Origin of the sequence: Streptomyces akebiae, from assembly GCF_019599145.1 — a bacterium.
In the GTDB taxonomy this organism is placed as follows: domain Bacteria; phylum Actinomycetota; class Actinomycetes; order Streptomycetales; family Streptomycetaceae; genus Streptomyces; species Streptomyces akebiae.
Genome location: NZ_CP080647.1, coordinates 5069736 through 5096150, shown reverse-complemented (window position 1 = coordinate 5096150; position 26415 = coordinate 5069736). Strand labels below are relative to the sequence as shown.

Annotated in this window: 23 protein-coding genes and 2 tRNA genes; 14 read left to right on the top strand and 11 right to left on the bottom strand. The window is 68.4% G+C overall.

All coding sequences use genetic code 11. The annotated features are described in order from the left end of the window. The first annotated feature begins 12 nt into the window (after positions 1-12). From gyrA to K1J60_RS21875, 3 genes are all read left to right on the top strand, one after another. On the top strand, positions 13-2610 hold the full coding sequence (gyrA, locus tag K1J60_RS21885) for a DNA gyrase subunit A (RefSeq protein WP_220647680.1): 2598 nt from the start codon (positions 13-15) through the stop codon (positions 2608-2610). Positions 2611-2628: 18 nt separating this feature from the next. Beyond that, entirely contained in the window at positions 2629-3456 is an 828-nt protein-coding gene (locus K1J60_RS21880; protein ID WP_220647679.1) for a DUF3566 domain-containing protein, read from the top strand. A gap of 110 nt (positions 3457-3566) precedes the next feature. Next, positions 3567-3643, top strand: a tRNA-Ile gene (locus K1J60_RS21875). Between the two features lie 302 nt (positions 3644-3945). Here the strand turns inward: K1J60_RS21875 and K1J60_RS21870 are convergent. After that, complete coding sequence (locus tag K1J60_RS21870) at positions 3946-4314, bottom strand: DUF6344 domain-containing protein (protein WP_220647678.1); 369 nt, start codon at positions 4312-4314, stop codon at positions 3946-3948. Positions 4315-4665: 351 nt separating this feature from the next. Here K1J60_RS21870 and K1J60_RS21865 point away from each other — a divergent pair, with 351 nt between their 5' ends. Together K1J60_RS21865 and K1J60_RS21860 are read left to right on the top strand one after the other, a co-directional pair. Next, positions 4666-4794 (top strand): DLW-39 family protein, encoded by a 129-nt coding sequence (locus tag K1J60_RS21865; protein WP_003999697.1) that lies wholly within the window; start codon positions 4666-4668, stop codon positions 4792-4794. 298 nt (positions 4795-5092) lie between these two features. Continuing rightward, positions 5093-6604 carry a hypothetical protein gene (locus tag K1J60_RS21860; protein ID WP_220647677.1) on the top strand — a complete coding sequence of 504 codons (1512 nt, stop codon included), beginning with the start codon at positions 5093-5095 and terminating at the stop codon, positions 6602-6604. A 122-nt stretch (positions 6605-6726) separates the two neighbouring features. Here K1J60_RS21860 and K1J60_RS21855 read toward each other — a convergent pair whose 3' ends face one another. Both K1J60_RS21855 and K1J60_RS21850 read right to left on the bottom strand, forming a co-directional pair. After that, positions 6727-8517 carry a serine/threonine-protein kinase gene (locus K1J60_RS21855; RefSeq protein WP_220647676.1) on the bottom strand — a complete coding sequence of 597 codons (1791 nt, stop codon included), beginning with the start codon at positions 8515-8517 and terminating at the stop codon, positions 6727-6729. A 283-nt stretch (positions 8518-8800) separates the two neighbouring features. Next, positions 8801-9349 (bottom strand): helix-turn-helix domain-containing protein, encoded by a 549-nt coding sequence (locus K1J60_RS21850; RefSeq protein WP_033530590.1) that lies wholly within the window; start codon positions 9347-9349, stop codon positions 8801-8803. Positions 9350-9531: 182 nt separating this feature from the next. Between K1J60_RS21850 and K1J60_RS21845 the strand changes: the two genes are divergently transcribed. Then, a tRNA-Ala gene (locus K1J60_RS21845) sits at positions 9532-9604 on the top strand. Between the two features lie 471 nt (positions 9605-10075). Here K1J60_RS21845 and K1J60_RS21840 read toward each other — a convergent pair. Next, positions 10076-10777, bottom strand: a complete 702-nt coding sequence (locus K1J60_RS21840; RefSeq protein ID WP_220647675.1) for a DUF5324 family protein — start codon at positions 10775-10777, stop codon at positions 10076-10078. A gap of 360 nt (positions 10778-11137) precedes the next feature. Here K1J60_RS21840 and K1J60_RS21835 point away from each other — a divergent pair, with 360 nt between their 5' ends. Together K1J60_RS21835 and K1J60_RS21830 are read left to right on the top strand one after the other, a co-directional pair. After that, a complete protein-coding gene (locus tag K1J60_RS21835; RefSeq protein ID WP_220647674.1) occupies positions 11138-11671 on the top strand; it encodes a peptidylprolyl isomerase in 534 nt (177 codons plus the stop codon). Between the two features lie 155 nt (positions 11672-11826). Then, positions 11827-12714 carry a rhomboid family intramembrane serine protease gene (locus K1J60_RS21830; protein ID WP_220647673.1) on the top strand — a complete coding sequence of 296 codons (888 nt, stop codon included), beginning with the start codon at positions 11827-11829 and terminating at the stop codon, positions 12712-12714. A 303-nt stretch (positions 12715-13017) separates the two neighbouring features. On the opposite strand, the gene crgA is transcribed toward K1J60_RS21830, so the two are convergent. Further along, the gene (gene crgA / locus K1J60_RS21825; protein WP_033530586.1) at positions 13018-13272 is read right to left on the bottom strand and encodes a cell division protein CrgA; all 255 of its coding nucleotides are present in this window, start codon (positions 13270-13272) and stop codon (positions 13018-13020) included. Between the two features lie 142 nt (positions 13273-13414). On the opposite strand from crgA, the gene K1J60_RS21820 reads away from it, so the two are divergent. The 6 genes from K1J60_RS21820 to K1J60_RS21795 are packed head-to-tail and all read left to right on the top strand — an operon-like array spanning position 13415 to position 17812. After that, positions 13415-14194 carry a DUF881 domain-containing protein gene (locus tag K1J60_RS21820; RefSeq protein ID WP_220647672.1) on the top strand — a complete coding sequence of 260 codons (780 nt, stop codon included), beginning with the start codon at positions 13415-13417 and terminating at the stop codon, positions 14192-14194. A 17-nt stretch (positions 14195-14211) separates the two neighbouring features. Further along, complete coding sequence (locus K1J60_RS21815; protein ID WP_220647671.1) at positions 14212-14904, top strand: class E sortase; 693 nt, start codon at positions 14212-14214, stop codon at positions 14902-14904. Positions 14905-14957: 53 nt separating this feature from the next. Beyond that, a complete protein-coding gene (locus K1J60_RS21810) occupies positions 14958-15119 on the top strand; it encodes a hypothetical protein (RefSeq protein ID WP_033530583.1) in 162 nt (53 codons plus the stop codon). Then, complete coding sequence (locus K1J60_RS21805; protein WP_220647670.1) at positions 15116-15766, top strand: aminodeoxychorismate/anthranilate synthase component II; 651 nt, start codon at positions 15116-15118, stop codon at positions 15764-15766. The genes K1J60_RS21810 and K1J60_RS21805 overlap by 4 nt, the downstream gene beginning before the upstream one ends. After that, positions 15763-17046 (top strand): class E sortase, encoded by a 1284-nt coding sequence (locus tag K1J60_RS21800; protein WP_220647669.1) that lies wholly within the window; start codon positions 15763-15765, stop codon positions 17044-17046. Before K1J60_RS21805 ends, K1J60_RS21800 begins: the two co-directional genes overlap by 4 nt. A 25-nt stretch (positions 17047-17071) precedes the next feature. After that, positions 17072-17812: a class E sortase gene (locus K1J60_RS21795; protein WP_220647668.1), complete on the top strand. Its 741-nt coding sequence runs from the start codon at positions 17072-17074 to the stop codon at positions 17810-17812. Positions 17813-17983: 171 nt separating this feature from the next. Here the strand turns inward: K1J60_RS21795 and pknB are convergent, their stop codons facing one another. The 6 genes from pknB to K1J60_RS21765 all read right to left on the bottom strand — a co-directional run bounded on the left by pknB (position 17984) and on the right by K1J60_RS21765 (position 26113). Continuing rightward, complete coding sequence (gene pknB, locus K1J60_RS21790) at positions 17984-19975, bottom strand: Stk1 family PASTA domain-containing Ser/Thr kinase (RefSeq protein WP_220647667.1); 1992 nt, start codon at positions 19973-19975, stop codon at positions 17984-17986. 169 nt (positions 19976-20144) lie between these two features. Further along, complete coding sequence (locus K1J60_RS21785; protein WP_220647666.1) at positions 20145-21605, bottom strand: peptidoglycan D,D-transpeptidase FtsI family protein; 1461 nt, start codon at positions 21603-21605, stop codon at positions 20145-20147. Continuing rightward, on the bottom strand, positions 21602-23041 hold the full coding sequence (locus K1J60_RS21780; protein WP_220647665.1) for an FtsW/RodA/SpoVE family cell cycle protein: 1440 nt from the start codon (positions 23039-23041) through the stop codon (positions 21602-21604). The genes K1J60_RS21785 and K1J60_RS21780 overlap by 4 nt, the downstream gene beginning before the upstream one ends. 27 nt (positions 23042-23068) lie before the next feature. After that, a complete protein-coding gene (locus K1J60_RS21775; RefSeq protein ID WP_259407856.1) occupies positions 23069-24598 on the bottom strand; it encodes a Stp1/IreP family PP2C-type Ser/Thr phosphatase in 1530 nt (509 codons plus the stop codon). Between the two features lie 128 nt (positions 24599-24726). Then, complete coding sequence (locus tag K1J60_RS21770) at positions 24727-25260, bottom strand: FHA domain-containing protein FhaB/FipA (protein WP_220647664.1); 534 nt, start codon at positions 25258-25260, stop codon at positions 24727-24729. 10 nt (positions 25261-25270) lie between these two features. Next, on the bottom strand, positions 25271-26113 hold the full coding sequence (locus K1J60_RS21765; RefSeq protein WP_220647663.1) for an FhaA domain-containing protein: 843 nt from the start codon (positions 26111-26113) through the stop codon (positions 25271-25273). Positions 26114-26415: the final 302 nt, after the last annotated feature.

The following is a 26415-nucleotide window of genomic DNA, read 5'->3' as shown; positions in this document are numbered from 1 at the left end:
TTCCCCCCAGCAATGGCCGACGAGAACACCCCAGTGATGCCTGAGCCCGCCGAAGGCGAGACGACGGTGCGCATCGAGCCCGTCGGGCTCGAGACGGAGATGCAGCGCTCGTACCTCGACTACGCGATGTCCGTCATCGTGTCCCGCGCGCTGCCCGACGTACGTGACGGTCTCAAGCCCGTCCACCGCCGTGTCCTGTACGCCATGTACGACGGCGGCTACCGGCCCGAGAAGGGCTTCTACAAGTGCGCCCGCGTCGTCGGCGACGTCATGGGCAACTACCACCCGCACGGCGACTCCTCGATCTACGACGCGCTGGTCCGCCTCGCGCAGCCGTGGTCGATGCGGATGCCGCTGGTGGACTCCAACGGCAACTTCGGCTCGCCGGGCAACGACCCGGCGGCGGCCATGCGCTACACCGAGTGCAAGATGGCGCCGTTGTCGATGGAGATGGTCCGCGACATCGACGAGGAGACCGTCGACTTCACGGACAACTACGACGGCCGCTCCCAGGAGCCGACCGTCCTCCCGGCCCGCTTCCCGAACCTGCTGATCAACGGCTCGGCGGGCATCGCGGTCGGTATGGCGACCAACATCCCGCCGCACAACCTCCGCGAGGTCGCGGCGGGCGCCCAGTGGTACCTGGAGAACCCCGAGGCCTCCCACGAGGACCTTCTGGACGCTCTGATCGAGCGCATCAAGGGCCCCGACTTCCCGACCGGCGCCCTGGTGGTCGGCCGCAAGGGCATCGAGGAGGCCTACCGCACGGGCCGTGGCTCCATCACGATGCGCGCGGTCGTCGAGGTCGAGGAGATCCAGAACCGCCAGTGCCTGGTGGTCACGGAGCTGCCCTACCAGGTCAACCCGGACAACCTCGCGCAGAAGATCGCCGACCTCGTGAAGGACGGCAAGATCGGCGGCATCGCGGACGTCCGCGACGAGACGTCGTCGCGCACGGGCCAGCGCCTGGTCATCGTCCTGAAGCGCGACGCGGTCGCCAAGGTCGTGCTGAACAACCTGTACAAGCACACGGACCTGCAGACGAACTTCGGCGCCAACATGCTGGCGCTGGTCGACGGTGTGCCCCGCACCCTCTCCCTGGACGCGTTCATCCGGCACTGGGTGACGCACCAGATCGAGGTCATCGTCCGCCGCACGAAGTTCCGGCTGCGCAAGGCCGAGGAGCGGGCGCACATCCTGCGCGGCCTGCTGAAGGCCCTGGACGCCATCGACGAGGTCATCGCGCTGATCCGACGCAGCGACACCGTCGACATCGCGCGCACGGGCTTGATGGACCTCCTGGAGATCGACGAGATCCAGGCCAACGCCATCCTCGAGATGCAGCTGCGCCGCCTGGCCGCCCTGGAGCGGCAGAAGATCATCCAGGAGCACGACGAACTCCAGGCCAAGATCCGCGAGTACAACGAGATCCTCGCCTCCCCCGTGCGCCAGCGCGGGATCGTCAGCGCGGAACTCGCCGCGATCGTCGAGAAGTACGGTGACGACCGCAAGACGATGCTGGTCCCCTACGACGGCGACATGTCCATCGAGGACCTCATCGCGGAGGAAGACATCGTCGTCACCGTCTCGCGCGGCGGCTACGTCAAGCGGACCAAGACGGTCGACTACCGGGCGCAGAAGCGCGGCGGCAAGGGCGTACGTGGCACGAAGCTCAAGGAAGACGACATCGTCGACCACTTCTTCGTGTCCACGACCCACCACTGGCTGCTGTTCTTCACCAACAAGGGCCGCGTCTACCGGGCCAAGGCCTACGAACTGCCGGACGCGGGGCGTGACGCGCGTGGACAGCACGTCGCGAACCTGCTGGCCTTCCAGCCCGACGAGGCGATCGCCGAGATCCTCGCGATCCGCGACTACGAGGCCGCGCCCTATCTGGTGCTCGCCACCAAGGGTGGTCTTGTGAAGAAGACGCCTCTGAAGGATTACGATTCGCCCCGTGCCGGCGGCGTCATCGCGATCAACCTCCGTGAGAAGGAGGACGGTTCCGATGACGAACTGATCGGAGCCGAACTCGTATCGGCGGAGGACGACATCCTTCTGATCAGCAAGAAGGCACAGTCGATCCGCTTCACGGCGACGGACGAGGCGCTGCGGCCCATGGGCCGTGCCACCTCGGGTGTCAAGGGCATGAGTTTCCGCGAAGGGGACGAGCTGCTCTCGATGAATGTTGTTCGACCCGGTACGTTCGTGTTCACTGCCACAGACGGCGGGTACGCGAAGCGGACCGTCGTCGACGAGTACCGCGTCCAGGGTCGCGGCGGCCTCGGCATCAAGGCCGCCAAGATCGTCGAGGACCGCGGTTCGCTCGTCGGCGCGCTGGTGGTCGAGGAGACCGACGAGATCCTCGCCATCACGCTGTCGGGCGGTGTGATTCGTACGCGAGTCAACGAGATCAGGGAAACCGGCCGTGACACCATGGGCGTCCAACTGATCAACCTGGGCAAGCGCGATGCCGTGGTCGGCATCGCTCGTAACGCCGAGGCGGGGCGGGAGGCGGAGGAGGTCGACGGCGACGATGCCGTGGACGAGACCGCCGAGGCTGCCGCGACGACCGGTACGGACGAGGGTGAGGCGCCCTCGTCCGAGTAGCACGAGGAGTGAGTCAGCGTGAGCGGAGCCACGGGCGCGGGATCGTCCGGTACTTCGGCCGGCACTTCGACCGGGTCGGAGGCGGACGGCGGCGGCCGTGGCTCCGCCGCGCGTGCGATGGACACGCACACGACCCAACTGAAGGCCATCAAGCCGGACGCGACGGATGCGGCCGCGCCCGCGCCGGAGAAGCCCGGAAGCCAGGGGGCAACCGTGACGGACACCCGTGGACCGCAGGCCCAGAAGCCCGCGTCCGGCAGTCCGGCCGCGGCCCAGGGCGGATCCGGCCGTCAGACCCCGGCACAGCCCCAGCCTCAGCCCCGCCCTCAGGTTTCCGCGCAGGCCGCTGCCTCCGCGCTGCCCGGTGAGCGGCAGTCGCAGCAGCAGGCCGGCCCGTACCACCCGCCGCAGGCCTACGCGCCGGCTCCGGAGGCTTCCTCCCGCAAGCCTCGTACGGGGGCGCGCACGACACCGCGCACACGCAAGGCGCGGCTGCGGGTGTCCAAGGCCGACCCGTGGTCCGTGATGAAGGTCAGTTTCCTGCTCTCCATCGCCCTCGGTATCTGTACCGTCGTCGCGGCCGCGGTGCTGTGGATGGTCATGAACGCGATGGGTGTGTTCTCCACGGTCGGCGCCACCATCTCCGAGGCGACCGGCTCGAACGAGTCCAACGGGTTCGATCTTCAAGCGTTCCTGTCGCTGCCCAACGTGCTGATCTTCACCACGATCATCGCGGTCATCGACGTCGTCCTCGCCACCGCCCTGGCCACCCTCGGAGCCTTCATCTACAACCTCTCCGCGGGCTTCGTGGGTGGTGTCGAGCTGACGCTCGCCGAGGACGAGTAAGGGCGCCTCACCGCGTCACGGTCGCCCTGCGGGTATCGATTTTGGGACTGCCCACGTCGTGCGCTAATCTTCAGGAGTCAGCGCGCGGGACACACACCGCAGAGCGCGGCGGGGCTATAGCTCAGTTGGTTAGAGCGCATCCCTGATAAGGATGAGGCCACAGGTTCAAATCCTGTTAGCCCCACCAGACGGAAGACCCCCAACCGATCTCGGTTGGGGGTCTTTGCTGTCGTCGGGTGACATAGGGCGTCCCGGACTTCGACTACGGACGGCTGGACATCCTGGTGGTCCCGGCCCACCGACAGAGGGTCGGGGCAGACTACTTACTTTCTCTCACCGGCTGCCCGGCACGTCCTGTGGACTGTGCTCGAAGGCCCCCACCCACGGAAAGACCCTCAGCCGCCTCCGGCTGAGGGTCTTCGTCGTTCACGGTCATCTACGGGCGTCGTACGCAAGATCGCCGCTGGGTCGGTGACTTCCTGCCGGGGATCAGAGCTGGAGAGGTGCGCCTGGATGCTCGGCCCGCGGCAGAGGGGCCTCAGGGGCGGCGACCTGGCCCGTGTCGTTCGTGGCGGTGTCCGTGGCCGTGTGCAGAGCCGTGCGGTGGCGGCAGGACGGAGAGGAGCCGTGGGCCTCGGCGCGGATGCGCTGTTTCATCGTGGGGGGCAGGGCGCGGTCGTGGGGCCGGGCCGGGAGGGTCATCGCCGGGGTCGTCGCGGGGGCCGCGCAGTTGCGGGTGGTCTCGGTCCGTGGCACCGCGGCCGAGGCCGTGGTCGTGACGAGTCCGAGCGCCGTGCACAGCGCGAGGAAGGCGGTGACGATGGCGGTCCACAGCTTCATGACCTTGTTCTGGGCCATGGCCCCTCACTTTCGGGTTGGGCGATTTGCGTACTTTCCTCATGATGTGTATGTGGGCTTCGAAATCATGGACCGACGTCCGTGGCGCGGAGTTCTTCGGATGAACACCACTCGGATGGGCGCAAGGAGGCCTGAGGAGTTGCAGGAAGCCCCGGCTCATGGGATCCGCCGGGGTGTGCGAGATGTGATGGACCTGTGTGATGAGCCTGCGATCGGAACAGTGGCGTCCGGTTCTACTACGGCTTTCCCTGGGGGAGTTGGAGGGTCGACGCAGGTCACCGATCGGTATCGGTCGGTGTGTATAGTCGGGCGCCAGAGGTCCCCTACGTCAAGGAAAGACGAGGTCGCGCGGTGAAGAAGCTTCTCCTGGTCGCACTGGCCGCCATCGGCGGGCTCCTCGTGTACCGCCAGATCCAGGCGGATCGCGCCGAGCAGGATCTGTGGACGGAGGCGACTGACTCCGTGCCCACGGGTTCGTGAACGTCGACATCAGTCTCAGAGCAGACCCCGGCCGCCCTGGCGGTCGGGGTCTTGTGTTGTCCGGGAGTACCTCTCCCCCCTTCCGGAACATATGCCGACATTCCGGCACACTTGGATTCGCTTTGGTGAACGATGTGCTTGCAGTAGCAAGGCGTCGGTCCGGGTAGAGGTCGTTTTCAGCCGCTCCTCCCCAGGAACGCGGGCATCAGCGCGCGCGGCCCGGCAGGATGGGCGCGTTCGGGGCCGTGACCACTGGTGGGGCCTCGGAGTCACGGTCGACGACGAGGGGTGGCGCTTGATGGCGCGGCGCACGGTCTGGTGGCGGGCTACGGCGGCCGCGGGAGCGGCTCTGTGCGTGACGACGGCGCAGACCGGCCTCTCCGTGGCGGCCGACGCGCCCACGCCGTACTCCTACGCCGAGGACGCGACGACGGTCGAGGGCGCCACGAGCAGCACGGGAGCCGTGCGGCTGGCCGCCGGCAAGACCTACCGGAGTTCCATCGGACCGGGCGGCAAGTTGTACTACCGCCTCGATCTCGGCGCCGCCGCCAACGCGTACGTCTCGGCCACGGCCGTACCGGAGGCGGGATCGGCGGTCGGCTCCGCGGACGGGGTCAGGGTGTCTCTGCAGGACGCCGACGCACACCGCTGCTCATACGAGACCGCCCGCTTCGGACCGACCCGCAGCGGGCACCCCGTCACCGCCTGGGCCTCGCGGGAGGTCGGCAGCGACGAGTACATGTGCCAGGGGGCCGGTGTGTACTACGTCGTCGTGGAACGGGTCGGCTCGGCCACCGGAACCGGTCCGGGAACGAGCACGGGCTCGGTTTCCGGCTCGGTGACGGGTTCCCCAGCGAAGGGCGCGTCGGAGAAGTGGGGGCTGGAGCTCGGCTTCGTCTCGGAGCCCGCTGTGACGAAGGGCGGTTCGACGAGCGCCCCCCAGAGCTGGGACTCCGCCTCGCCGGAGGCCGTGTCCGGTGACCCCGAGCCCCGTCGTGGCGGGAGCGGCTTCGCCACGGCCAGCCCCTTGGCCCAGGGCGTCTGGCAGGACGAGGTCGGCATCAGAGCCGGGGAGACGCTCTTCTACAAGGTGCCCGTCGGCTGGGGGCAGCAGCTCCACGCCATCGCCGAGCTGGGCAGTACGACCGAGGGCGACGGCTATGTGGGGAACGCGTTCGTCATGTCGCTGTACAACCCCGTACGCGGCTTGGTGGACGACAGGACAGCCAACTACGGGGGCGAGCAACGCTCCGTCGGACTGGATCCGCTCCCGCCCATCGCGTACGAGAACCGTTTCTCCCTCGACGGCGAGGTGGGCGGTATGCGGTTCGCCGGCTGGTACTACCTGGCACTGCACCTCGGGACGTCGGTCGCCGAACGCTTCGGAGACGGGCCGGTCGGGTTGACGCTGCGGGTGCGGCTGGAGGGCGAGGCGGGGGCCGGGCCGGGATACCTGGGGGCCACAGAGCCGCGGGGGGTCTTCGAGGTCACTGAGGGGGACCGGGAGGCCGCCGAGGACGGCACCACCGGGGACACACTGGAGGGGGACGCGGAGGAGGGCGGTGACGAAGGGGCCGCGGGGAGTTCCGGCGAGGGGGAGGACTCCGGGAACTCCTCGGGCAACGGAGACCAGCGCCTGGCCATGACCGTCGTCGCCGCGGGCGGCATCGGCACGGGGAGCCTGCTGGTTCTCGGGCTGCTGGTGTGGGCACTCGTGGCCCGCAGGCGGGCGTCGATCGCCACCGAGTCCGAACGACCGGGGGCGGGCACGGCTGCGCGGGGGCGGCACGGGGCGTCCCGAGGCTGGTAGAGCGGGCGGCGTGCCGGCCGGGGGGTCGGCTGAGGCGGGCGACGTCCGTGGTCGGCGGGCTGGCGGGAACGGTGGCTGGGGTCTCGGGAGCGACAGGCGTCCGCAGGGTCGGTGTGCGGGGATCAGAGCTGGCCCAGCGCCCAGAACCCCACCGCGAAGCAGACCAGGGCGACCAACAGGACCGGGACGACGACCTTGACGGGTGGGCCCGGGCGGCGCCGGGGAAGCGCCCTCGATCGACGTGGAACCTGCGGGGGCCGAGCGGTGTATGAACCAGTAGAGGCGTACGCGTGCTGCTGCACCGCCGAGGCCGGGGCCTGAGCGAGGCCCAGCGGTGGGTGCGACTGGGGGGAGGGCACATGCGCGGGTTCGGGGTGTTGCGCTGGGGCGGTTCGGACGGGCGTCCCGGCAGGGTGACTGGCGTGCTGCTCGGGTTGCTGTGGTGGGTGGCCCAGGCCGGGGGTGTGCTGCTCGACCTGTCGCGACGGCGCGTCGGCGGTGAGCACCTGAGGCGGGGGCAGATGGAAGCTGCCGGTGTCGGACATCGTCGAGGGCCGCGGCGGTGCAGGGGCGCGTTCGGGGCGCGGTGGTACGGCGGTGGGGGGCGGCTCCGGCGGCAGGTGAGCGGCTTGGGGCGACGACGCCGAAGACGCCGAGGACGCGGGGCCGGGATCCTGGGACCAGTGACCGGTTCCTGGTCCCGTGCCGGCGCCTGAAGTAGTGCTTGAGCCCATGTCCGTGGCACCGGTACCGACCGCGGAGCCATTGCCGGAGTTGGAGGAGCCTGTCTGGGGCGGGGCGGTGGAGGGCATGGGAGGCGCGGATACAGAGCCTGTGGCCGTGTGCGAGGGCTGAGGGGCGGCGCCCGGGAGCGGTGCCGGTAGCGCGGGGCCACTGCCGGGCTGGGACGGCGGATCCATGGGAGGCGGACCGTATGCCGGCGGATGGTGAGGCGGCGGCGGGGTTGCGTCAGATATGCCGCCGGTGCCGGCACCGGTGCTCGTGTCTGCCTTGTCGAGCCCCGATGCCCTGTGCAGGGGACCTTCGGGGGCGAACCCTTGGGGAAGCGGGCCGAGTTGGTCGAAGATCTCGACCAGCTCGTCGTCAGGCCCCGGCTCGGGAAGCAGCTCGGTGGCCGCGGCGAGGGCCTTGCGGGCGCCTGTGGCGGTACGGAAGCGGGAGTTGGGGTCCGGCTGGAGGAGCGTGGCGATGACCTGCCACAGCGGCTCGGGGATGCCTCGCGGCGCTTTCGGCGTGCCATGGGAGGCGAAGTGCTCGATGAGGGCCTTGGCGTCGGGCTTCGCGCCCTCCAGGAGGTACAGGGCGACGAGGCCCACCGCGAAGAGGTCGGCGGGGAAGTCCGGATCTGCGCCCAGCATCTGCTCGGGAGCGAAGTAACCGGGCGTTCCCACCACGTAGTTGGTCTCGGTCAGGCGGGGCTCGCCCAGACGCATGGCGATGCCGAAGTCGGACAGGCGCAGTCGGGGGCGGGCCGTGCCCGTGGCCTCCAGCAGCACGTTGGCGGGCTTGATGTCGCGGTGGATGACGCCCTCGGCGTGCACGGCGGCAAGGCCGGACAGGAGTTGGTCGAGCAGGCCGCAGACGTAGACGGGCGGAAGGGGACCGTAGTCGTTGACGAGGTTGACCAGTGAGCCTCCGGCCACCAGGTCCATGGTGAACAGGACCTTGTCGTCGTCGGCGGCCCAGCTCGCGGGGGCGAGCACATGAGGGTGGTCGATTCGTACGGCCTGCTCGCGGACGAAGCGCAGCAGGGCGTGCGCGTCACGCTGTTGCAGGACCTTTGCGGCCACATAGCGGCGGCGGCGGTGGTCCCAGGTGCGCCAGACCGCGCCGACTCCCCCGCGCCCGATCGGGTCGACCAGTTCGTACCGGCCGGCGAAGACCTCACCCATGGCTGTGCGTCGTTCCCCCTTCGGCTCCCCTCTTGGCTGCCCGTCGGCGGAGGGCTCGGCGCTCGCGCCGCCCTCCGTGGAGCCGGCTCGCACGTGCCCGGCTTCCCTCGGAGCTAGTACCCGCTTCTGTCCCCCTGCCGCTCTGTCCTGTTCCTGATTCCCGTTCTATGCGCGGAGCCTACGTCCACGACGTCGAAGCTCACGAGGGGCCTACAGACCCCTTGTCCCCCGCTTCGGCCTCGGCCCGGTCGCCGAACCCCCTTTCGGGGACCGGGCCTTGAGCTCAGTTCTGGTGGGACTGGTAGTGCGCCACCGCGTCCGAGGTGCGGCCCGCGCCGTACACCCGGAGGAACTCTGCCAGCTCCGGGTGGGTCGGGGCGAGGGTGTCCGCCGCCTCGATGATGTCGCCCGCGGCCGCCACCGAGCGAAGCAGCGACTGGATCTCGCGGACGACCCGCTTGACCGTGGGCGCCCCCGAACTCGTCGTCGACTGCGTGGTGTTGCTGAGCACCGATCCCCCCTGTGACTTCTTGATCTCATCCATGCGCTCGGTCGCCTCGGCAGCGCTCACGCTGCCGTCCGCGACCTGACCCGCCAGGTCCTGCAGCAACTGCACCCGCTGGACCACTGCCGGGTTGCCGATCTTGGCACGCTGACCGCTCATCAGCTGCGACAGCATCGGTGCGGACAGGCCCAGCACCCCCGCGAGCCGGGCCTGGTTGAGACCCAGGTCCTCGATGAGCCTACGGAAGAGCGCCCCCAACGGCTCTCCGTACCAGTTCCGCTGCAGCTCCCGGGCTCTTGCGGTCGCTTCCTGCTGTGCGGCGTCCATTGCGTCTCCCCATCGCTTCCCCAAATACCGTGGTTCGCTGTAGCGAACCACGACGAGCATCTTACGGAGAGTGGTCGTTCACGGGGACCCCCAATCTTTTTGCGAGATCCCGGGGGTGACCCGGTACTCTGGTCTGCGAAGCCTCCCGGTGGTCCTTCCTTCCGGGTGCACGCTTCCCTTCCGGGGCCTTAGCTCAGTTGGTAGAGCGCTGTCTTTGCATGGCAGATGTCAGGGGTTCGACTCCCCTAGGCTCCACAGCGGATTGACCGGGCCGGATGTCGTAGGACATCCGGCCCGGTCTTTTTTTGTGCCTCCGGAACCTCGGCGTCGGTGGCGTCTCGGGCGAGGATCGTCGCGATCGCTATGTGTGCACTTCGTAGAAGAAAGGCTGCTGGAGCGGGGCAATGGATCGTGGCACGTGTCGACATGCGCATATGCGAAACCAGTGTCCTGGGTCACAGTGATGGATGGCGGAATGTGCAGGTCACCCTTCGCAACCGGACCAATACATTCCGGTCGGAAGGGTGGCGGATCCCTGAGGGGCAGGGCTGTTTCACGTGAAACAGCCCTGTGGGGCAGAAGACCTTCAAGTCTTCTGCCCCACAGGGCTGTTGAAAGGTGTCCCGCCGAACGCATCCTCGTGCAAGGCCGAGTCGGGGGGATCCTGTCCTCCGGCGCCGACGGCCGTGGGAAAAGTGCCCTCGGCTGCCGGCATTCAGTCGGTTCTCAGTGGCGGTTGTCCCGGTCGGCGGCCTCGTCCTCGGCCTGCTTGGCCTGGACCTCGGGGTCGAGAACGGACTGGCCGCTGCCGTCCACGGAGGACAGGCGACCGGAGTCGGAGACTTCGGTGGCGGCAGGGGGCTCGACCAGCCAGTCGGGGTTGGCCTGCTTGTCCCACCACTTCCAGGCGGCGAAGGCGCCGCCCGTCAGCACGCCCAGGACGGCCAGGCCCTTGGCGGCGCGGCCGAGCCTCGCCCGGCGCTGCTGCCTGCGGACCAACCGCTGGATCTGTTGGGGTGAGACCTGTCCACGCAGTGCGGCCAGCGCCGCGACACTGCGGGCCGTGGCTTCCTCGCGGACGGGGCCGGCCGCGGCCACGGCCTGCTCGATACGTGGACGGGAGTAGTCGGCGGCCTGGCGGGCCGCCTTACGGGTGCGTGCGGCGGCTTCGTGGGCCGCGTGGTCGACCTTCGGCGGCACATGCGTGCGGGCCTGCTCCAAGCGCGGGACGACATGGGCGCCGTACTGGACGCGTGCCTGTTCCGCGGCCTGCGACACCTTCGGCGCGAGTCGTACACGTGCCTCTTGCGCGTAGTGCGAGGCCTTGTCCTTGGCCGTGTCGGCGTAGGGCGCCACCACTTCCGCGGCGTGCAGCACGCTGCCCTTCGCCGAGCCGGTCGCGGCGCGCACGCTGTCGATGCGGGTCACGGGATCCTCCTCCTCGGTGGCGTACGGTAATTCGACTTTCCACCCTTTTGGGGATCATGCCTCCCGGAGCGCTCCGGGGCATGTGCGGGCGGGCATCCGGGTCATGGCCGCGACTCCGGCCGACGTCGATCAGAGCCGCTCATGAACCCGTTCACGTGCAATAGAGGATGAATGCGGGGCAACGGGAAGTTGCTTACGACAGTGCCGACAATGCCACGGATCGCCGCGAAGCGCGCCGGTACCGGGGCTACTCGGCCGGTTTTCCGCGCGCCCGCCGTACAAGAGCGAGGGCGTCGGGGGACGCGCGGCGTCGTCCGTGCGAGGATCGGGGGAGTCACAGAGGACAACGGAAGGCAGATCGTGGCAGAGCAGCTGTACGCCACCCTGAAGACCAACCACGGCGACATCGAGGTGCGGCTGCTGCCGAACCACGCGCCCAAGACGGTCCGTAACTTCGTCGAGCTCGCCCAGGGCGAGCGTGAGTGGACCAACCCGGCCACCGGCCAGAAGTCCACGGACAAGCTCTACGACGGCACGGTCTTCCACCGGGTGATCAGTGGATTCATGATCCAGGGCGGTGACCCGCTGGGCAACGGCACCGGTGGTCCGGGCTACCAGTTCGCTGACGAGTTCCACCCGGACCTCGCCTTCGACAAGCCCTACCTGCTGGCCATGGCCAACGCCGGCCCGGGCACCAACGGCTCGCAGTTCTTCATCACCGTCTCCCCGACGGCATGGCTGAACCGCAAGCACACCATCTTCGGTGAGGTCGTCGACGCGGCCAGCCAGAAGGTCGTGGACGCCATCGCCGGTGCCCAGACCAACCCGCGCACCGACCGTCCGGTCAACGACGTCGTCATCGAGTCGGTCGTCGTGGAGACCCGCCAGGGCTGAGCCCTCGGGCAGTGGCTCCCGGGCCGAGCATCCTGTGGTTCACCGCGCGGACCGGACCCCGAAAGGTTCACAAGGTCCCGAAGGGAACCATTCGCCCCGCCCATCCGTAAGGATGAGCGGGGCGATGCGTTCACACAGGAGACGGAGGGGACCCGATGGATCAGGTGCCGAGCAGCCCGCAGGACGCGCAGGGCCTGCCCACCTGCTACCGGCATCCGGACCGCGAGACGGGCATCCGCTGCACCCGCTGCGAGCGTCCTATCTGCCCCGAGTGCATGGTGAGCGCCTCCGTCGGCTTCCAGTGCCCCGAATGCGTCCGCAACGGCTCCGGCACGGGCCACGCGCCCTCCGCCTCCGCCCCGCGCACCCTCGCGGGGGGCACGGTCACGGCCGACCCACGGCTCGTCACCAAGATCCTGATCGGCGCGAATCTGCTGCTCTTCCTGGTGCAGGAGGCCATCGGTGACTCCTTCACCGAGCGGCTCGCCCTCGTCGGGCAGGGATGGGATTCCGATCTCGGCTCATTTCAAGGTGTCGCCGAAGGCCAGTGGTACCGGCTGGTCACGTCGATGTTCCTGCACGGCGGTGTCATGCACATCGCCTTCAACATGCTCAGCCTGTGGTGGATCGGCGGCCCGCTGGAAGCCGCCCTCGGTCGAGCCCGCTATCTGGCTCTCTACTTCGCCTCGGGGCTCGCGGGCAGCGCGCTCACCTACCTGCTTGCCGCGCCGAACCAATTGACGGTCGGCGCGTCCGGCGCGATCTTCGGCCTCTTCGGTGCGACAGCTGTCCTCATGCGCCGGCTGAAGTACGACATGCGCCCGGTCATCATCCTGCTGGTCATCAACCTGGTCATCACCTTCGGCTGGTCCGGCATCGCCTGGCAGGCCCACGTCGGCGGCCTCGTCGGCGGTGTGCTGATCGGCTACGCGATGGTGCACGCACCGGGCGAGCGGCGGGCGCTGATCCAGTACGGCATGAGCGCGCTGGTGCTGGCCGCCGTGGTCGTCATGACCCTGCTGAGGACCGCCCAGCTGACCTGAGGTGATGGCGGACCGTCACCGTCCCGTCCCTGCTCGGGCACCGTTACAGCACTGTTGTCCACAGACTGTGGCGGATCTTGTGCATAGGGTGCGGGAACAGGTGTGCCCCCTGTCGCTCACCTGCGTTTTCGCAGGTCAGGCAGGGGGCGAACATGCTTGCGGGTGCCGGTAGGTCAGTCGTACCGGCGTCAACGCCCAGTGAGTTATCCACAGATCGTCGTTCTTTTTCCCCACTGTGGAAAACACCTGTGGATAACTCCGTGGATTGCTCTGGGGAGAACTACCTCCACCGAGCGGGGACCACTACTTCCACTGGGTCGAGACACCGAATCCGGCGGCGATGAAGCCGAAGCCGACCACGATGTTCCAGTTGCCGAGCGAGTCGATCGGCAGCGAGCCGTCCGTCACATAGAAGACGACGATCCAGGCCAGCCCGATCAGGAACATGGCCAGCATGACCGGTGCCACCCAGCCACTGCTGTTCAGCTTGATGTTCGTGGCCTGCTTGGACGGCGGCGGCGTGTAGTCGGCCTTCTTGCGGATACGTGACTTCGGCACGAGGGTCTCTCCTGTCGATGCGCTGCGTGGCCGCGCAGGGAACTGTGGCGGGCTCCGGGGCAGCGTACAAGGGGACACTGAATGCTCCCCCGGGCGTCCGTTAGCGTAGTGCTTCCGCGGCGCCTAAGGAGATAAGGGTACGTTGAGCAATTCAGCCGACTCCCCCGAGGCGGGTTCCGGCACCTCCCCCCGAGGCGGTTTCCGGCCCGTGCGCGTGCTCACCGTCGGGGTCTTCGCCCTCGCCGGACTGATCTTCTTCACCAGCTTCGACACGGCCAAGGGCACCAACATCCGTACGGACGCCTCTCTGCTGAAGCTCTCCGACCTGATCCAGGAGCGCAGCCACAAGAACGGGCAGCTCGACGAGTCCAACGCGGTGCTCCGGGACGACGTGGAGGCCCTCGCGGAGCGGGACGACGGCAGCACCGAGGCCGAGGACGCCCGGCTCAAGGCGCTGGAGAAGAACGCCGGCACCCAGAAGCTCAGGGGGCAGGCCCTCACGGTCACCCTCAACGACGCCCCGCCGGACGCCACCGCAAAACTTCCCGGCTACCCCGAACCGCAGCCCGACTACCTGGTCATCCACCAGCAGGACCTGCAGGCCGTGGTGAACGCCCTGTGGCTGGGTGGGGCCGAGGGCATCAAGGTCATGGACCAGCGGCTGATCTCCACCAGTGCCGTCCGCTGTGTCGGCAACACCCTGATTCTCCAGGGCCGTGTCTACTCACCCCCGTACAAGATCCAGGCGGTCGGTGACCCGGAGAAGCTGCAGAAGGCGCTCAGCGCCAGCGAGGCCATCCAGAACTACATGGTCTACGTGAACGTCTACGGGCTGGGCTGGAAAGTCACCGAGGACGGGCCGGTGACTCTTCCCGGCTACTCGGGCACAGTGGATCTGAAGTACGCCAAGCCCGTGGAGTGACGGCAGCCGGGGGACCCGTGTCGGTGCGCGTGATCGTGAGGACCGCCAGCGAACTCTGCATCACCGTCGGCACCCTGATCGTGCTCTTCGTCGTCTACGTGCTGTTCTGGACCGGTGTGAAGGCCGACACCGAGATGGACCGCCAGGTCGACCTGCTCCAGGACCGTTGGGCGAAGCAGCCGGTGCGGCCCACGTCCGGCCCGGGCTCCCCGGCGTCTCCCGAGCCGCCCGCCGCGTACGAGAGCGGCAAGCCCTTCGCACTCATGTACATCCCGCGCCTTGGTGCCACGTGGAACAAGCCCGTCCTGGAGGGCACGAAGGCGGACACTTTGAAGAAAGGACTCGGCCACTACGCGAACACCGCGCAGCTGGGACAGAAGGGGAACTTCGCGGTCGCCGGCCACCGCCGTACCTACGGCGATCCCTTCAAAGATTTTCCCAAGCTGCGTCCCGGCGACGAAGTCGTCCTGAGCGACGGCGCGGACTGGTTCACGTACGTCATCGACAAGGGGCCCTACCGGACATTGCCCACGGACGTCCAGGTCATCGACCCCGTGCCGGCGAAATCGGGCTTCACTCGCGCGGGGCGCTATCTGACGCTGACGACGTGCGAGCCGGAGTGGGGACACAGTCATCGGCTCATCGTCTGGGGCCATCTGGATTCCACACAGCCTGTGGAGTCAGGGAAACCGGAGGCACTACGCCGTTAGTCTGGTGGCGGTACGGCGTGAGTCCGGTGCCGTGGTGTGAAGGAAGGGACGGCATGTACGGCTGGATCTGGCGACATCTGCCGGGTAACGCGTGGCTGAAGGCGCTGATCTCCATCGTGCTGACCCTGGCCGTCGTCTATGTCCTCTTCCAATACGTCTTTCCCTGGGCCGAGCCCCTCCTGCCCTTCAACGATGTGACGGTGAACGACCAGTGAGTGCCGCCCGACCCGCCCGGGTTCTCGTCGTCGACAACTACGACAGCTTCGTCTTCAACCTGGTCCAGTACCTGTACCAGCTGGGCGCCGAGTGCGAGGTGCTCCGCAACGACGAGGTGGCGACCGCCCACGCCCAGGACGGCTTCGACGGCGTGCTCCTGTCCCCCGGGCCGGGCACTCCTGAGGAGGCCGGGGTCTGCGTGGACATGGTCCGCCACTGTGCCGCGACCGGCGTCCCCGTCTTCGGCGTCTGCCTCGGCATGCAGTCCATGCAGGTGGCGTACGGCGGTGTCGTGGACCGCGCGCCCGAACTGCTGCACGGAAAGACCTCGCTGGTGGAACATGAGGGCAAGGGGGTCTTCGCGGGCCTGCCCACCCCCTTCACCGCGACCCGCTACCACTCCCTGGCCGCGGAGCCGGCCACTGTGCCGGCCGAGTTGGAGGTCACGGCGCGCACGCACGACGGGATCATCATGGGCCTCAGGCACCGGGAACTGCCGGTCGAGGGCGTGCAGTTCCACCCCGAGTCGGTGCTCACCGAGCACGGCCACCGCATGCTCGCCAACTGGCTGGCCGAATGCGGTGACCAAGAGGCCGTGGCCAGGTCGACGGGGCTCGCCCCCGTGGTGGGCAGGGCCACGGCGTGACGGCACTGCGCCCCGAGCGTGAGAGTGCCCCCTACGGCGGCGAGGCCGCGTACGGGGGCACCGAGTCGTTCGAGGCGGAGGCCTTTCAGCCGGGAGCGCCGTTCGGGGACACGGCTGATCCGCGGCCGTGGACCGTTCAACAGGCCCCGCAGTACGGGCAGGACGACTGGTTCGGGCAGCCGCAGCCGTACACGGAGCCCGCGGTCGAGCCGTACGAGCAGTACGAGACCTACGAGCCGCTTCTCCAGCCCGCGTCCGACGGGCTGTACGAGACCTATGACCCGGTCGGCTCGGTGCGCGCCCCAGGCGGCATCCCGACCGAAACGGCCCTGCAGCACCCTCCGATCGACGAGGAGACGGTGGCACTGCGGGTGGAGGAGGCGCGGCGGATAGCTGCCGCGGCCGAGCCGATACCCGCGCCCCCGGCTCCCGGAGGCCGTGCGGCCCGCCGTAAGGCCGCCAGACGGCACGGGAGGCACGGGGGCTCCCCGGGGGCCCATGCCGGCCCAGGAGCCGCTCAGGGGCCCGAGGAGGGCTTAGGAGAGGGCGGGCTGTCGGCTGCGCCCCGCTCCAGGATCGAGGCGCGACGGGCGGCGCGGGCGCGCAAGCCCAGCGCGGGAGTGATCGCGAGCCGGGTCATCGGCGAGGTGTTCATCACCACCGGCGTGGTGATGCTGCTCTTCGTCACCTATCAGCTCTGGTGGTCCAACATCCGCGCCCATCAGCAGGCGGGCCGCGAGGCGACGAGCCTCCAGGAGGAGTGGAAGAGCGGCAAGCGCGCGCCGGGCGCCTTCGAGCCCGGGCAGGGCTTCGCCATCCTGCACATTCCGAAGCTGGACGTCGTCGTGCCGATCGCCGAGGGCATCAGCAAGTCGAAGGTCCTGGACCGCGGAATGGTCGGCCACTACGACGAGAACAGCATCAAGACGGCGATGCCCGAGGACAAGGCGGGCAACTTCGGTATCGCGGGCCACCGCAACACCCATGGCGAACCGTTCCGGTACATCAACCGGCTCAAGCCGGGCGACCCGATCGTCGTGGAGACGCAGGACACGTACTACGTCTACGACATGGCCTCGATCCTGCCGGTGACCCCGCCGTCGAACGTCAGCGTGCTCCAACCCGTGCCCCCGGGCTCCGGCTTCACCCAGCCGGGTCGCTACATCACGCTGACCACGTGCACGCCGGAGTTCACGAGCAAGTACCGCATGATCGTGTGGGGCAAGATGGTGGAGGAACGGCCGCGCAGCGAGGGGAAGCCCGACGCGCTCGTCCAGTAGGGGCTCGACCAAGGGCGGAAGAACTGTGGCAGTGACCACCGACGACACCGAAGAGACGACGGACGCGTCCGAGGCCACGCCGCGGCGCCGCGGCATGAGCCGGATCGCCTTGGCGGTCAGCGTCTTCGGTGAACTCCTCATCACGGCGGGCCTGGTGCTCGGTCTGTTCGTCGTCTACTCGCTGTGGTGGACGAACGTGCTCGCCGACCGCGAGGCGGACAAGGAAGCGAACAAGGTCCGCGACACCTGGGCCTCGGACGACGGCCCCGGGGCCCTGGACACCAAGGACGGCATCGGCTTCCTGCACGTCCCCGCCATGAACAACGGCGAGGTCCTGGTGAAGAAGGGCACCTCCACCAAGGTTCTCAACGGTGGTGTCGCCGGCTACTACACCGACCCGGTCAAGGCGACCCTCCCCAGCTCCGACAAGGACGGCAACTTCACCCTGGCCGCCCACCGCGACGGACACGGCGCGAAGTTCCACAACATCGACAAGCTCGAGAAGGGCGACTCGATCGTCTTCGAGACGCGCGACAACTGGTACGTCTACAAGGTCTACGACACCCTCACCGAGACCTCGAAGTACAACGTCAAGGTGCTCTCGAACATCCCCAAGGAGTCCGGCAAGAAGAAGGCCGGCAAATACATCACCCTCACCACCTGCACGCCCGTCTACACGTCCCGGTACCGGTACATCGTGTGGGGCGAGCTGGAGCGGGTGGAGCGCGTGAACGCGGAACGCACGCTGCCGAAGGAACTCCGATAGCGGCTCGGTTGGGCGCTGTCCTCTAGGGATGTTTCACGTGAAACATCCTGTTTCACGTGAAACATCGAGACGACGAAGGAGCCCCGGCAACCCCCTCGGGGAGGGTGCCGGGGCTCCTTCGTCGTACGGGGCAGAGGGCTCGGTCAGTCCCTCTGCCATGGGTAGGTGGCGCTAGTCGAAGAAGCCTCCGCCGTCGCCGCCGCCATTGTTGTTGTTGCCGTTGTTGCCGCCGAAACCGACCGAAGCGAGGGTGATCGTCGTCTGGGCCGGGTCGGCTTTGTTGCCGCCGTCCGGGTCCTGGTCGGTCACGAGCGCGGTGTCGCTCTGGTCGCTGCCGCCCGCGAACTGGATGTTGGTGAAGCCGGCCGCCTGGAGGATCTGCTTGGCCTGGCCCACGGTCCGTCCGACGACGTTCGGGACCTCGGCCTCCTGCTTCTCCTCCTCGGCCGCCTTGCCGATCTGGATGGTGACCGTGTCGCCCTTGTTGAGCTCGGAGCCCGCCTCGGGGCTGGTCGCGACGACCTTGCCGACGAGGTTGGGGTCCTGGGTCTCGACCTCGGTGCACGTGCCGACGAGGTTGTTGGCCGCCATCTGGTTCTTGGCTGCGTCACAGCTCTGCCGGGCCACGTCCGGGACGGTTTCCTTGTCCGGAGCCTTGGCGACCGTCAGCGTGACCGTGGAGCCCTTCTCGAGCTTGCCGCTGGCCGGGTCCTGGTCGATCACGATGCCGGCCGTGCGGTCGGACTCCTCGGTCTTCTTCTCGACCTCGAAGCCCTTGTCCTTGAGCTCGGCCTCGGCCTCGTCGAACTGAATGCCCTGGACGTCGGGGACCGTGACCTTCGGAGCGCCCGTCGAGATGACCAGGGCGATGGTGTCGCCCTTCTTGACCTCGGTGTCCGCCTTCGGGTTCTGCTCGCAGACGTTGCCGGTCTTCTGCTCTTCGCACGCGGCCTTGGTCGTCGTCACCTTCAGATCGACGTTGGTGGCGGCCTGTTTCGCCTCCGCCTCGCTCTGCCCGACGAAGTTCGGTGCCTTGAGGGTGTCGTTGCCGGTGCCGCTGCCCGAGAACATCCATTGGCCGATGAGGACCGCGCCGATCAGCACCAGGACACCTGCGACGACCAGGAGGATCGTCGAGGTGTTGTTCTTCTTCTGCTGCTGGCGGCGACGGCCCTGGCGGTCGTCGTAGCCGTAACCGTCGTCCGGGCCGACCGGAGGGAGCATCGTCGTGGCGCCGGCGTCGGCCCGCAGGGCGGTGGTCGGCTGGTCGTCCGGGTAGCCGCCGTAGCCGACGGAGCCCATGGCCGCCGTGGCCGCGACGGGCTGACCATCGAGGCAGGCCTCGATGTCGGCACGCATCTCGTCGGCGGACTGATAGCGGTAGTCCGGGTCCTTGACCAGGGCACGCAGGACGATGGCGTCCATCTCCGGAGTGATCTCCGGGTCGAAGACGCTCGGTGGTTGCGGCTCTTCCCGCACATGCTGGTAGGCGACCGCCACGGGGGAGTCACCGACGAACGGCGGGCGGACCGTCAGCAGCTCGTAGAGCAGACAGCCGGTGGAGTACAGGTCGGACCGGGCGTCCACCTGCTCGCCCTTGGCCTGCTCCGGGGAGAGGTACTGGGCGGTGCCGATGACCGCAGACGTCTGCGTCATCGTCATCCCGGAGTCACCCATGGCGCGGGCGATACCGAAGTCCATCACCTTGACCTGGCCGTTGCGCGTCAGCATGACGTTGGCCGGCTTGATGTCGCGGTGGACGATCTGGTTGCGGTGGGCGTACTCCAGTCCCTGGAGGATGCCGATGGTCATCTCCATGGCCCGCTCCGGCAGCAGCTTGCGGCCGCTGTGGAGAAGCTCACGGAGGGTGGAGCCCTCGACGTACTCCATGACGATGTACGGGATCGAGACCCCGTCGATGTAGTCCTCGCCCGTGTCGTAGACCGCCACGATCGCGGGGTGGTTGAGCGAGGCGGCCGACTGGGCCTCCCGGCGGAACCGGGCCTGGAAGGTGGGGTCGCGCGCGAGGTCCGCTCGCAGCGTCTTCACCGCCACGGTGCGGCCGAGGCGGGTGTCCATCGCGAGGTAGACCTCCGCCATGCCACCACGGCCGAGCACCTGGCCCAGCTCGTACCGGCCGCCGAGGCGACGCGGCTCTTCCATAGCTTCCTACCAGCCCTCTCCGTCGGTCCCGACCGCACCCATGTGTGGTCCGGCGGCTGTGCTCCGGGCATACGGTACCCGGCTCGCCTTCTGTGACCTGGCCAACCGCGTCACCCGATACAGGACCGGTATCGCAACGTGCACCGATGTGAAGGCGACGTGAGCGGCGTCACTTCTTGCTGTTGATCACTGCCTGCATCACACTCTTCGCGATCGGGGCGGCGAGACCGCCACCGGAGATGTCGCCACGCGAGGCGTCGCTGTCCTCGACGACCACGGCCACGGCGACCGGCGAGCTGCCGTCGCTGAGCTGGGCGTAGGAGATGAACCAGGCGTACGGCTTCTCCTTGTTGTTCACGCCGTGCTGCGCGGTACCGGTCTTGCCGCCGACGGTGACGCCGTCGATCTGAGCGTTCTGACCGGTACCCGTCTTGACGACGCTCTCCATCATGTCCTGAAGCTTCTGGGCGTTCTCCGGTGAGACTGCCTGGGACAGTGTCTCGGGGTCGTGGGTCTCGATGACGTCGAGGTTGGAAGCACGCAGCTGGTCGACCATGTAGGGCGCCATCAGCTCGCCGTCGTTGGCGACGGCGGAGGCGACCATGGCCATCTGGAGCGGGGTGGCCCGGTTGGAGGCCTGCCCGATGCCGGCCATCGCGTTCTGCGGGCGGTTGTCCTCGGGGTAGACGCTCTCCGCGGCGCGGACGGGAGTGTCCAGCGTGGCCTCGTTGAAGCCGAACTTCTCGGATTGCTCGATCATCTTGTCGTTACCGACGCTGTCGGAGAGCTTGCCGAAGACCGTGTTACAGGACTGCTCGAGCGCGTAGCGGAGGGTTGCGTTCTTGCACTCGCCGTGCTGGTTGGTGAGGGGGGTGGACGACTCCGGCAGCTTGTACGGGTCAGGCGTGTCCGTCTTGTCGTCGATGTCCGAGACGACGCCGTTCTCCAGTGCTGCGGCGGCTGTGACCACCTTGAACGTGGAGCCGGGCGGGTAGGTCTCGCGCAGCGCGCGGTTCAGCATCGGCTTGTCGGGGTCCTTCTCCAGCTTCGAGAAGGTCTTGCTGTCCTTGGTGCTGATCCCGGCGAACGTGGACGGGTCGTAGGACGGCGTGGAGGCCAGGGCGAGGATCGCGCCGGTCTTGGGGTCGAGCGCGGCGACGGCGCCCTTCTTGTCACCGAGGCCCTCGAAGGCCGCCTTCTGCGCGGCGGCGTTGAGGGTGGTGACGACGCTGCCGCCCTCCTTCTTCTTGCCGGTGAGCATGTCCAGCGTGTTCCGGAAGAAGAGCCGGTCGTCGTTGCCGGTGAGGATGCCGTCCTCGAGGCTCTCCAGCTGGGTGGCGCCGATGATCTGGGAGGAGTAGCCGGTGACCGGCGCCCACATCTCGCCGTTCTTCCAGGTGCGCTTGTACTTGTAGTCGAGCCCCTCGGAAGCGACGGACCCCGTGATGGCCTTGCCGTCGACGATGATGTCCCCGCGAGGCGTGGCGTAGCGCTCGATGGCGACGCGACGGTTGTTCTTGTCTGTGGCGAGGGAATCCGCCTGGACGTACTGGAGCCAGTTGGTCCGGATGAGCAGGGCGAGGACCAGGAGCCCGCAGAAGATCGCGATGCGGCGCAGGGGCTTGTTCATGACGGTCGGACCACCTGGGTCATCTCGGCGTCGGGGTTCGGTGCGGGTGCGGGCGCGGGCCGGCGTGCGGTGTCGCTGATTCTGATCAGGATGCCGATGAGTGCCCAGTTGGCGATAACTGAGGAACCGCCGTAGGCCATGAACGGCATCGTCATACCGGTCAGGGGGATGAGGCCCATGACACCGCCGGCGACGACGAAGACCTGGAGGGCGAACGCGCCGGACAGACCGACGGCGAGCAGCTTGCCGAACGGGTCGCGGGCGGCGAGGGCGGTGCGGATGCCGCGCTCCACGATCAGGCCGTAGATCAGCAGGATCGCCATCACGCCGGTCAGTCCCAGTTCCTCAGCGAAGGTGGCGAGGATGAAGTCGGAGTTCGCGGCGAAGCGGATGAGCTCGGAGTGGCCCTGGCCCCAGCCGGTGCCGAGGGTGCCGCCGGAGCCGAAGGCCCACAGGGCTTCCATGGACTGCGCGGAGTGGCCGACCACGGTCTTGGAGAGCTCCCACTCGCCCATGGGGTCCAGCCAGGCCTGCACACGCTGCTGCACGTGGATCTCGAACGAGGCCACGCCGACCGCGCCGGCCGCTGACATCAGCAGACCGAAGACGATCCAGCTGGTCCGCTCGGTCGCGACATAAAGCATGATCACGAACATGCCGAAGAACAGCAGCGACGTACCGAGGTCGGTCTCGAAGACCAGGATGAGGATCGAGATCGCCCAGACGACGATGATCGGGCCGAGGTCGCGGCCGCGCGGCAGGTACAGGCCCATGAAGCGACGGCTGGCCAGTGCGAGCGCGTCGCGCTTCACCATCAGGTAGCCGGCGAAGAAGATCGCCAGCACGATCTTGGCGAACTCGCCGGGCTGGATGGTGAAGCTGCCGACCTGGATCCAGATCTTGGCGCCGTAGGTGAGTTCCGCGCCGAGGCCCGGCACCAGCGGGAGCAGCAGCAGGACCAGAGCGCCGGCCATGGAGATGTAGGTGTAGCGCTGGAGGGTGCGGTGGTCCTTGAGGAAGATCAGTACGGCGATGAGGAGCGCGATGCCCATCGCTGTGTAGACCAGCTGATTGGTCGCCTTGCCGCCGGCCTGTCCGATCTGCTGGAGCAGCTTCGACTGGTCCAGTCGCCAGATGGCCACCAGCCCCAGTCCGTTCAGCAGCGTGGCGAGCGGCAGCATCAGCGGGTCGGCGTACGGCGCGAACTTGCGGATGACGAGGTGGCCGATGCCGGCCAGTACCCCGAGGCCGATGCCGTAGGCGGCGAGTCCGGCGGGCACCTGGTCGTTCAGGGCGAGACCCACGTTGGCGTAGGCGAACACCGGGATGACGACCGCGAACGCCAGCAGCGCCAGTTCGGTGTTGCGTCGGCTCGGTGTGCCGATCGCGCCGATCGTGGACGTGTGCTGCGTCGACGTGTTGGTAGGACTGCTCATGGTGTGCGTGGGCCCCTCGCGGCTTGCCTACTGCTCACCGCACCGTGAGACCAGCTCCTGCTCCTCCTCCGAGAGGGTGGGGCCGGCCGACGGTGTGGGTGCGGTCTGGTTCGGGGTCGGGGACGTCGACGGTGTCGACGTCGGGGACGGTGTGGCCTTGGACGTGAGGGAGGTCTTCGTGGTTCCCGTGACGCCGCCGGCCTCGCCCTCGCCCGTCTTGGCGTTGCTGTCCGCCGCCTCGCGGCGCTCGGCGTTCTTCTTGCACGCCGACGCCTGGGTGGACAGCTCTTCGATCTTCTTCCGGGCGTCGCCCAGACCGCCCTCGGCGATCGTGGCCTCGACCAGTTTCTGCTGGTAGGGCGGCAGGTACTTGAGTTCGATCTCGGGGTGGTCCTTCTCGACCTTCGAGAGCGAGATCCAGGCCAGGTCCTGGCTGATGCCGCGGTACAGCGCCACGTGGTCGTCCTTGGAGCCGACGTAATACTGCGTCTGCGTCCAGCGGTAACCGCCGTACAGGCCCCCGCCGATCACGGCGAGGGCGAGGGTGCCGAAGAAGGATCTCTTCAACCACCTGCGCTTCTTGCGCGGCTTGACGAAGTCGTCGTCGGAGTAGTCGCCGAAGCTGCCCGCCGCGGGCATGTACCCGGTGGTGTCGCCGGAGCCGGGAGGGCCGAACTCGCCGCCGCCCTGTCCGCGCCCCTGACGGCCGAGACCCGAGGCCCGGCCGGCGGGGGTCTGCATGATGCCGTTGTCCTGGAGGTGGAGCTGGTTCTCGGCGACGGCGCCGACCACGACCGGGGTGTCGGAGAGCTGCCCGGCGAGGGTGTCTCCGGTGTCGAGGTCGAGGACGTCGGCGACGATGACCGTGATGTTGTCCGGGCCGCCGCCGCGCAGCGCGAGCTGGATCAGCTCCTGCACGGTCTCCTGCGGGCCCTGGTAGCTGGCGAGGGTGTCCTCCATCGTCTGGTGGGACACCACTCCGGACAGGCCGTCGGAGCAGATCAGATACCGGTCGCCGGCTCGGACCTCGCGAATGGAGAGGTCCGGCTCCACATGGTCACCGCTGCCCAGCGCGCGCATCAGCAGGGAGCGCTGCGGGTGGGTGGTGGCCTCCTCCTCGGTGATGCGGCCCTCGTCGACCAGACGCTGCACCCAGGTGTGGTCCTGGGTGATCTGGGTGAGGACGCCGTCCCTGAGGAGGTAGGCGCGGGAGTCGCCGACGTGCACGAGGCCGAGTCGCTGGCCGGTCCACAGCAGGGCGGTGAGCGTGGTGCCCATGCCCTCCAGCTGCGGGTCCTCCTCGACCATCGCGCGCAGCTGGTCGTTGGCGCGCTGCACGGCGGTGCCGAGGGAGGTGAGGATGTCGGAGCCGGGGATGTCGTCGTCGAGCGTGACGAGGGTGGAGATCACCTCGGAGGAGGCGACCTCACCGGCCGCCTGACCGCCCATGCCGTCGGCGATCGCGAGCAGCCGCGGACCGGCGTAGCCCGAGTCCTCGTTGCCCTCGCGGATCATGCCTTTGTGCGATCCGGCGGCGAAGCGCAGTGACAGACTCATGCGCACCTCGCCCGTCGGCTCCGGGTACATCCGCACGGTGCCCACCCTCCGGTCGGGAGCGCGCCGGGAGCCCTGGTGGGGGCTGCCCCTGCGTGCTCGCTCCGCTCGCGCCTACTCATGATGTAGCACTACTTCCGCAGCTCGATGACGGTCTTGCCGATGCGGATCGGCGCGCCCAGCGGAATCGGCGTGGGAGTCGTCAGTCGGTTCCGGTCGAGATACGTGCCGTTGGTGGACCCCAGGTCCTCGACGATCCACTGGCCGTCGCGGTCCGGGTAGATCCGGGCATGCCGACTGGAGGCGTAGTCGTCGTCCAGCACGATCGTGGAGTCGTGTGCGCGGCCCAGGGTGATGGTCTGTCCCTGGAGCGCCACGGTCGTCCCCGTCAGGGTGCCCTCGCTGACGACGAGCTTGGTCGGGGCATTGCGCCCGCGTCGGCCGCCACCGCCGCCGGCGGGGGGTGCGGGCTGCTGGCCGCGCTGCTGCGGGGGCGCGGCCTGGCGGGCGGCCGCCTGTGGCCGCGCACTCTCCCGGCGCGACCCCCGCTGGGTGACACGCGTACCGAACAGGTCGCTGCGGATGACCTGCACGGCCACGATCACGAACAGCCACAGTACGGCCAGGAAACCCAGCCGCATGACCGTGAGGGTCAGCTCTGACATTGCCCCCGCTTCACCCTTCGGCTTGCCGGTAAATGATGGTGCTGCTGCCCACGACGATCCGCGAGCCGTCGCGGAGCGTAGCGCGGGTGGTGTGCTGCCCGTCCACCACGATGCCGTTGGTGGATCCGAGATCCTGGATCGTCGAGGGCGTTCCGGTCCGGATCTCGCAGTGCCGGCGGGAGACGCCGGGGTCGTCGATCCGCACGTCGGCTTCGGTGCTGCGCCCCAGCACCAGCGTCGGGCGGGAGATCTGATGGCGGGTGCCGTTGATCTCGATCCAGTAGCGCGTGCGCCCCCCGCCCGCCGGAGCGGCGGTCGGCCGCTGGCCGAGAGGCGCGGGGCGGCCACCGCCGGGCGGCGGCGTGGCGGGCATGGGCGGGGCACCCGCGGGTGCCGCGGCGGGCGGGTAGCCGTAGCCGCCGGGGCGGCCCGCGGCGGGGCTCGCCGGGGCTGCGCCCGAAGGGGCCTGCTGATTGGTGGAGGAGGCGAGCGTACGACTGCGCACCCGGTACAGACCGGTGTCGAGGTCGTCGGCCTTCTCCAGATGGACCTTGATGGGGCCCATGAACGTGTAGCGCTGCTGCTTGGCGTAGTCACGCACCATGCCGGCGAGCTCGTCGCCGAGCTGGCCGGAGTAGGGGCTGAGGCGCTCGAAGTCGGGCGTGCTCAGCTCCACGATGAAGTCGTTGGGGACGACCGTACGGTCGCGGTTCCAGATGGTCGCGTTGTTGTCGCACTCCCGCTGGAGTGCTCCCGCGATCTCCACGGGTTGGACCTCGGACTTGAACACCTTGGCGAAGGTGCCGTTGACCAGACCTTCGAGACGTTGCTCGAACTTCTTCAGGACTCCCATGGGGCACCTCCTCCGTCGTCACCGCTCTGCGTACCGCATCGGTACTGCTTACTGATCGTATCCACGCGCCGGGAAATCGGCTGGTTCCCCCTGTCGGCCCGGTCGACCGGTATCACCCGGCCTCGACGCCCACTGGAGTCCTCTCCCGGATTCCCATCGGAGCTCCTCTTCGAACTACCTCGCCCGAACTCTGCCAAGGATCGTAGAGGCGGCGCGAGACCAGTGTCCCGCACCGGACTGTGCGCCCCGTCCCTCTCCCGTGGAGATGGCGGGGACCGGTACGAGGTTGATACGTGAACCAG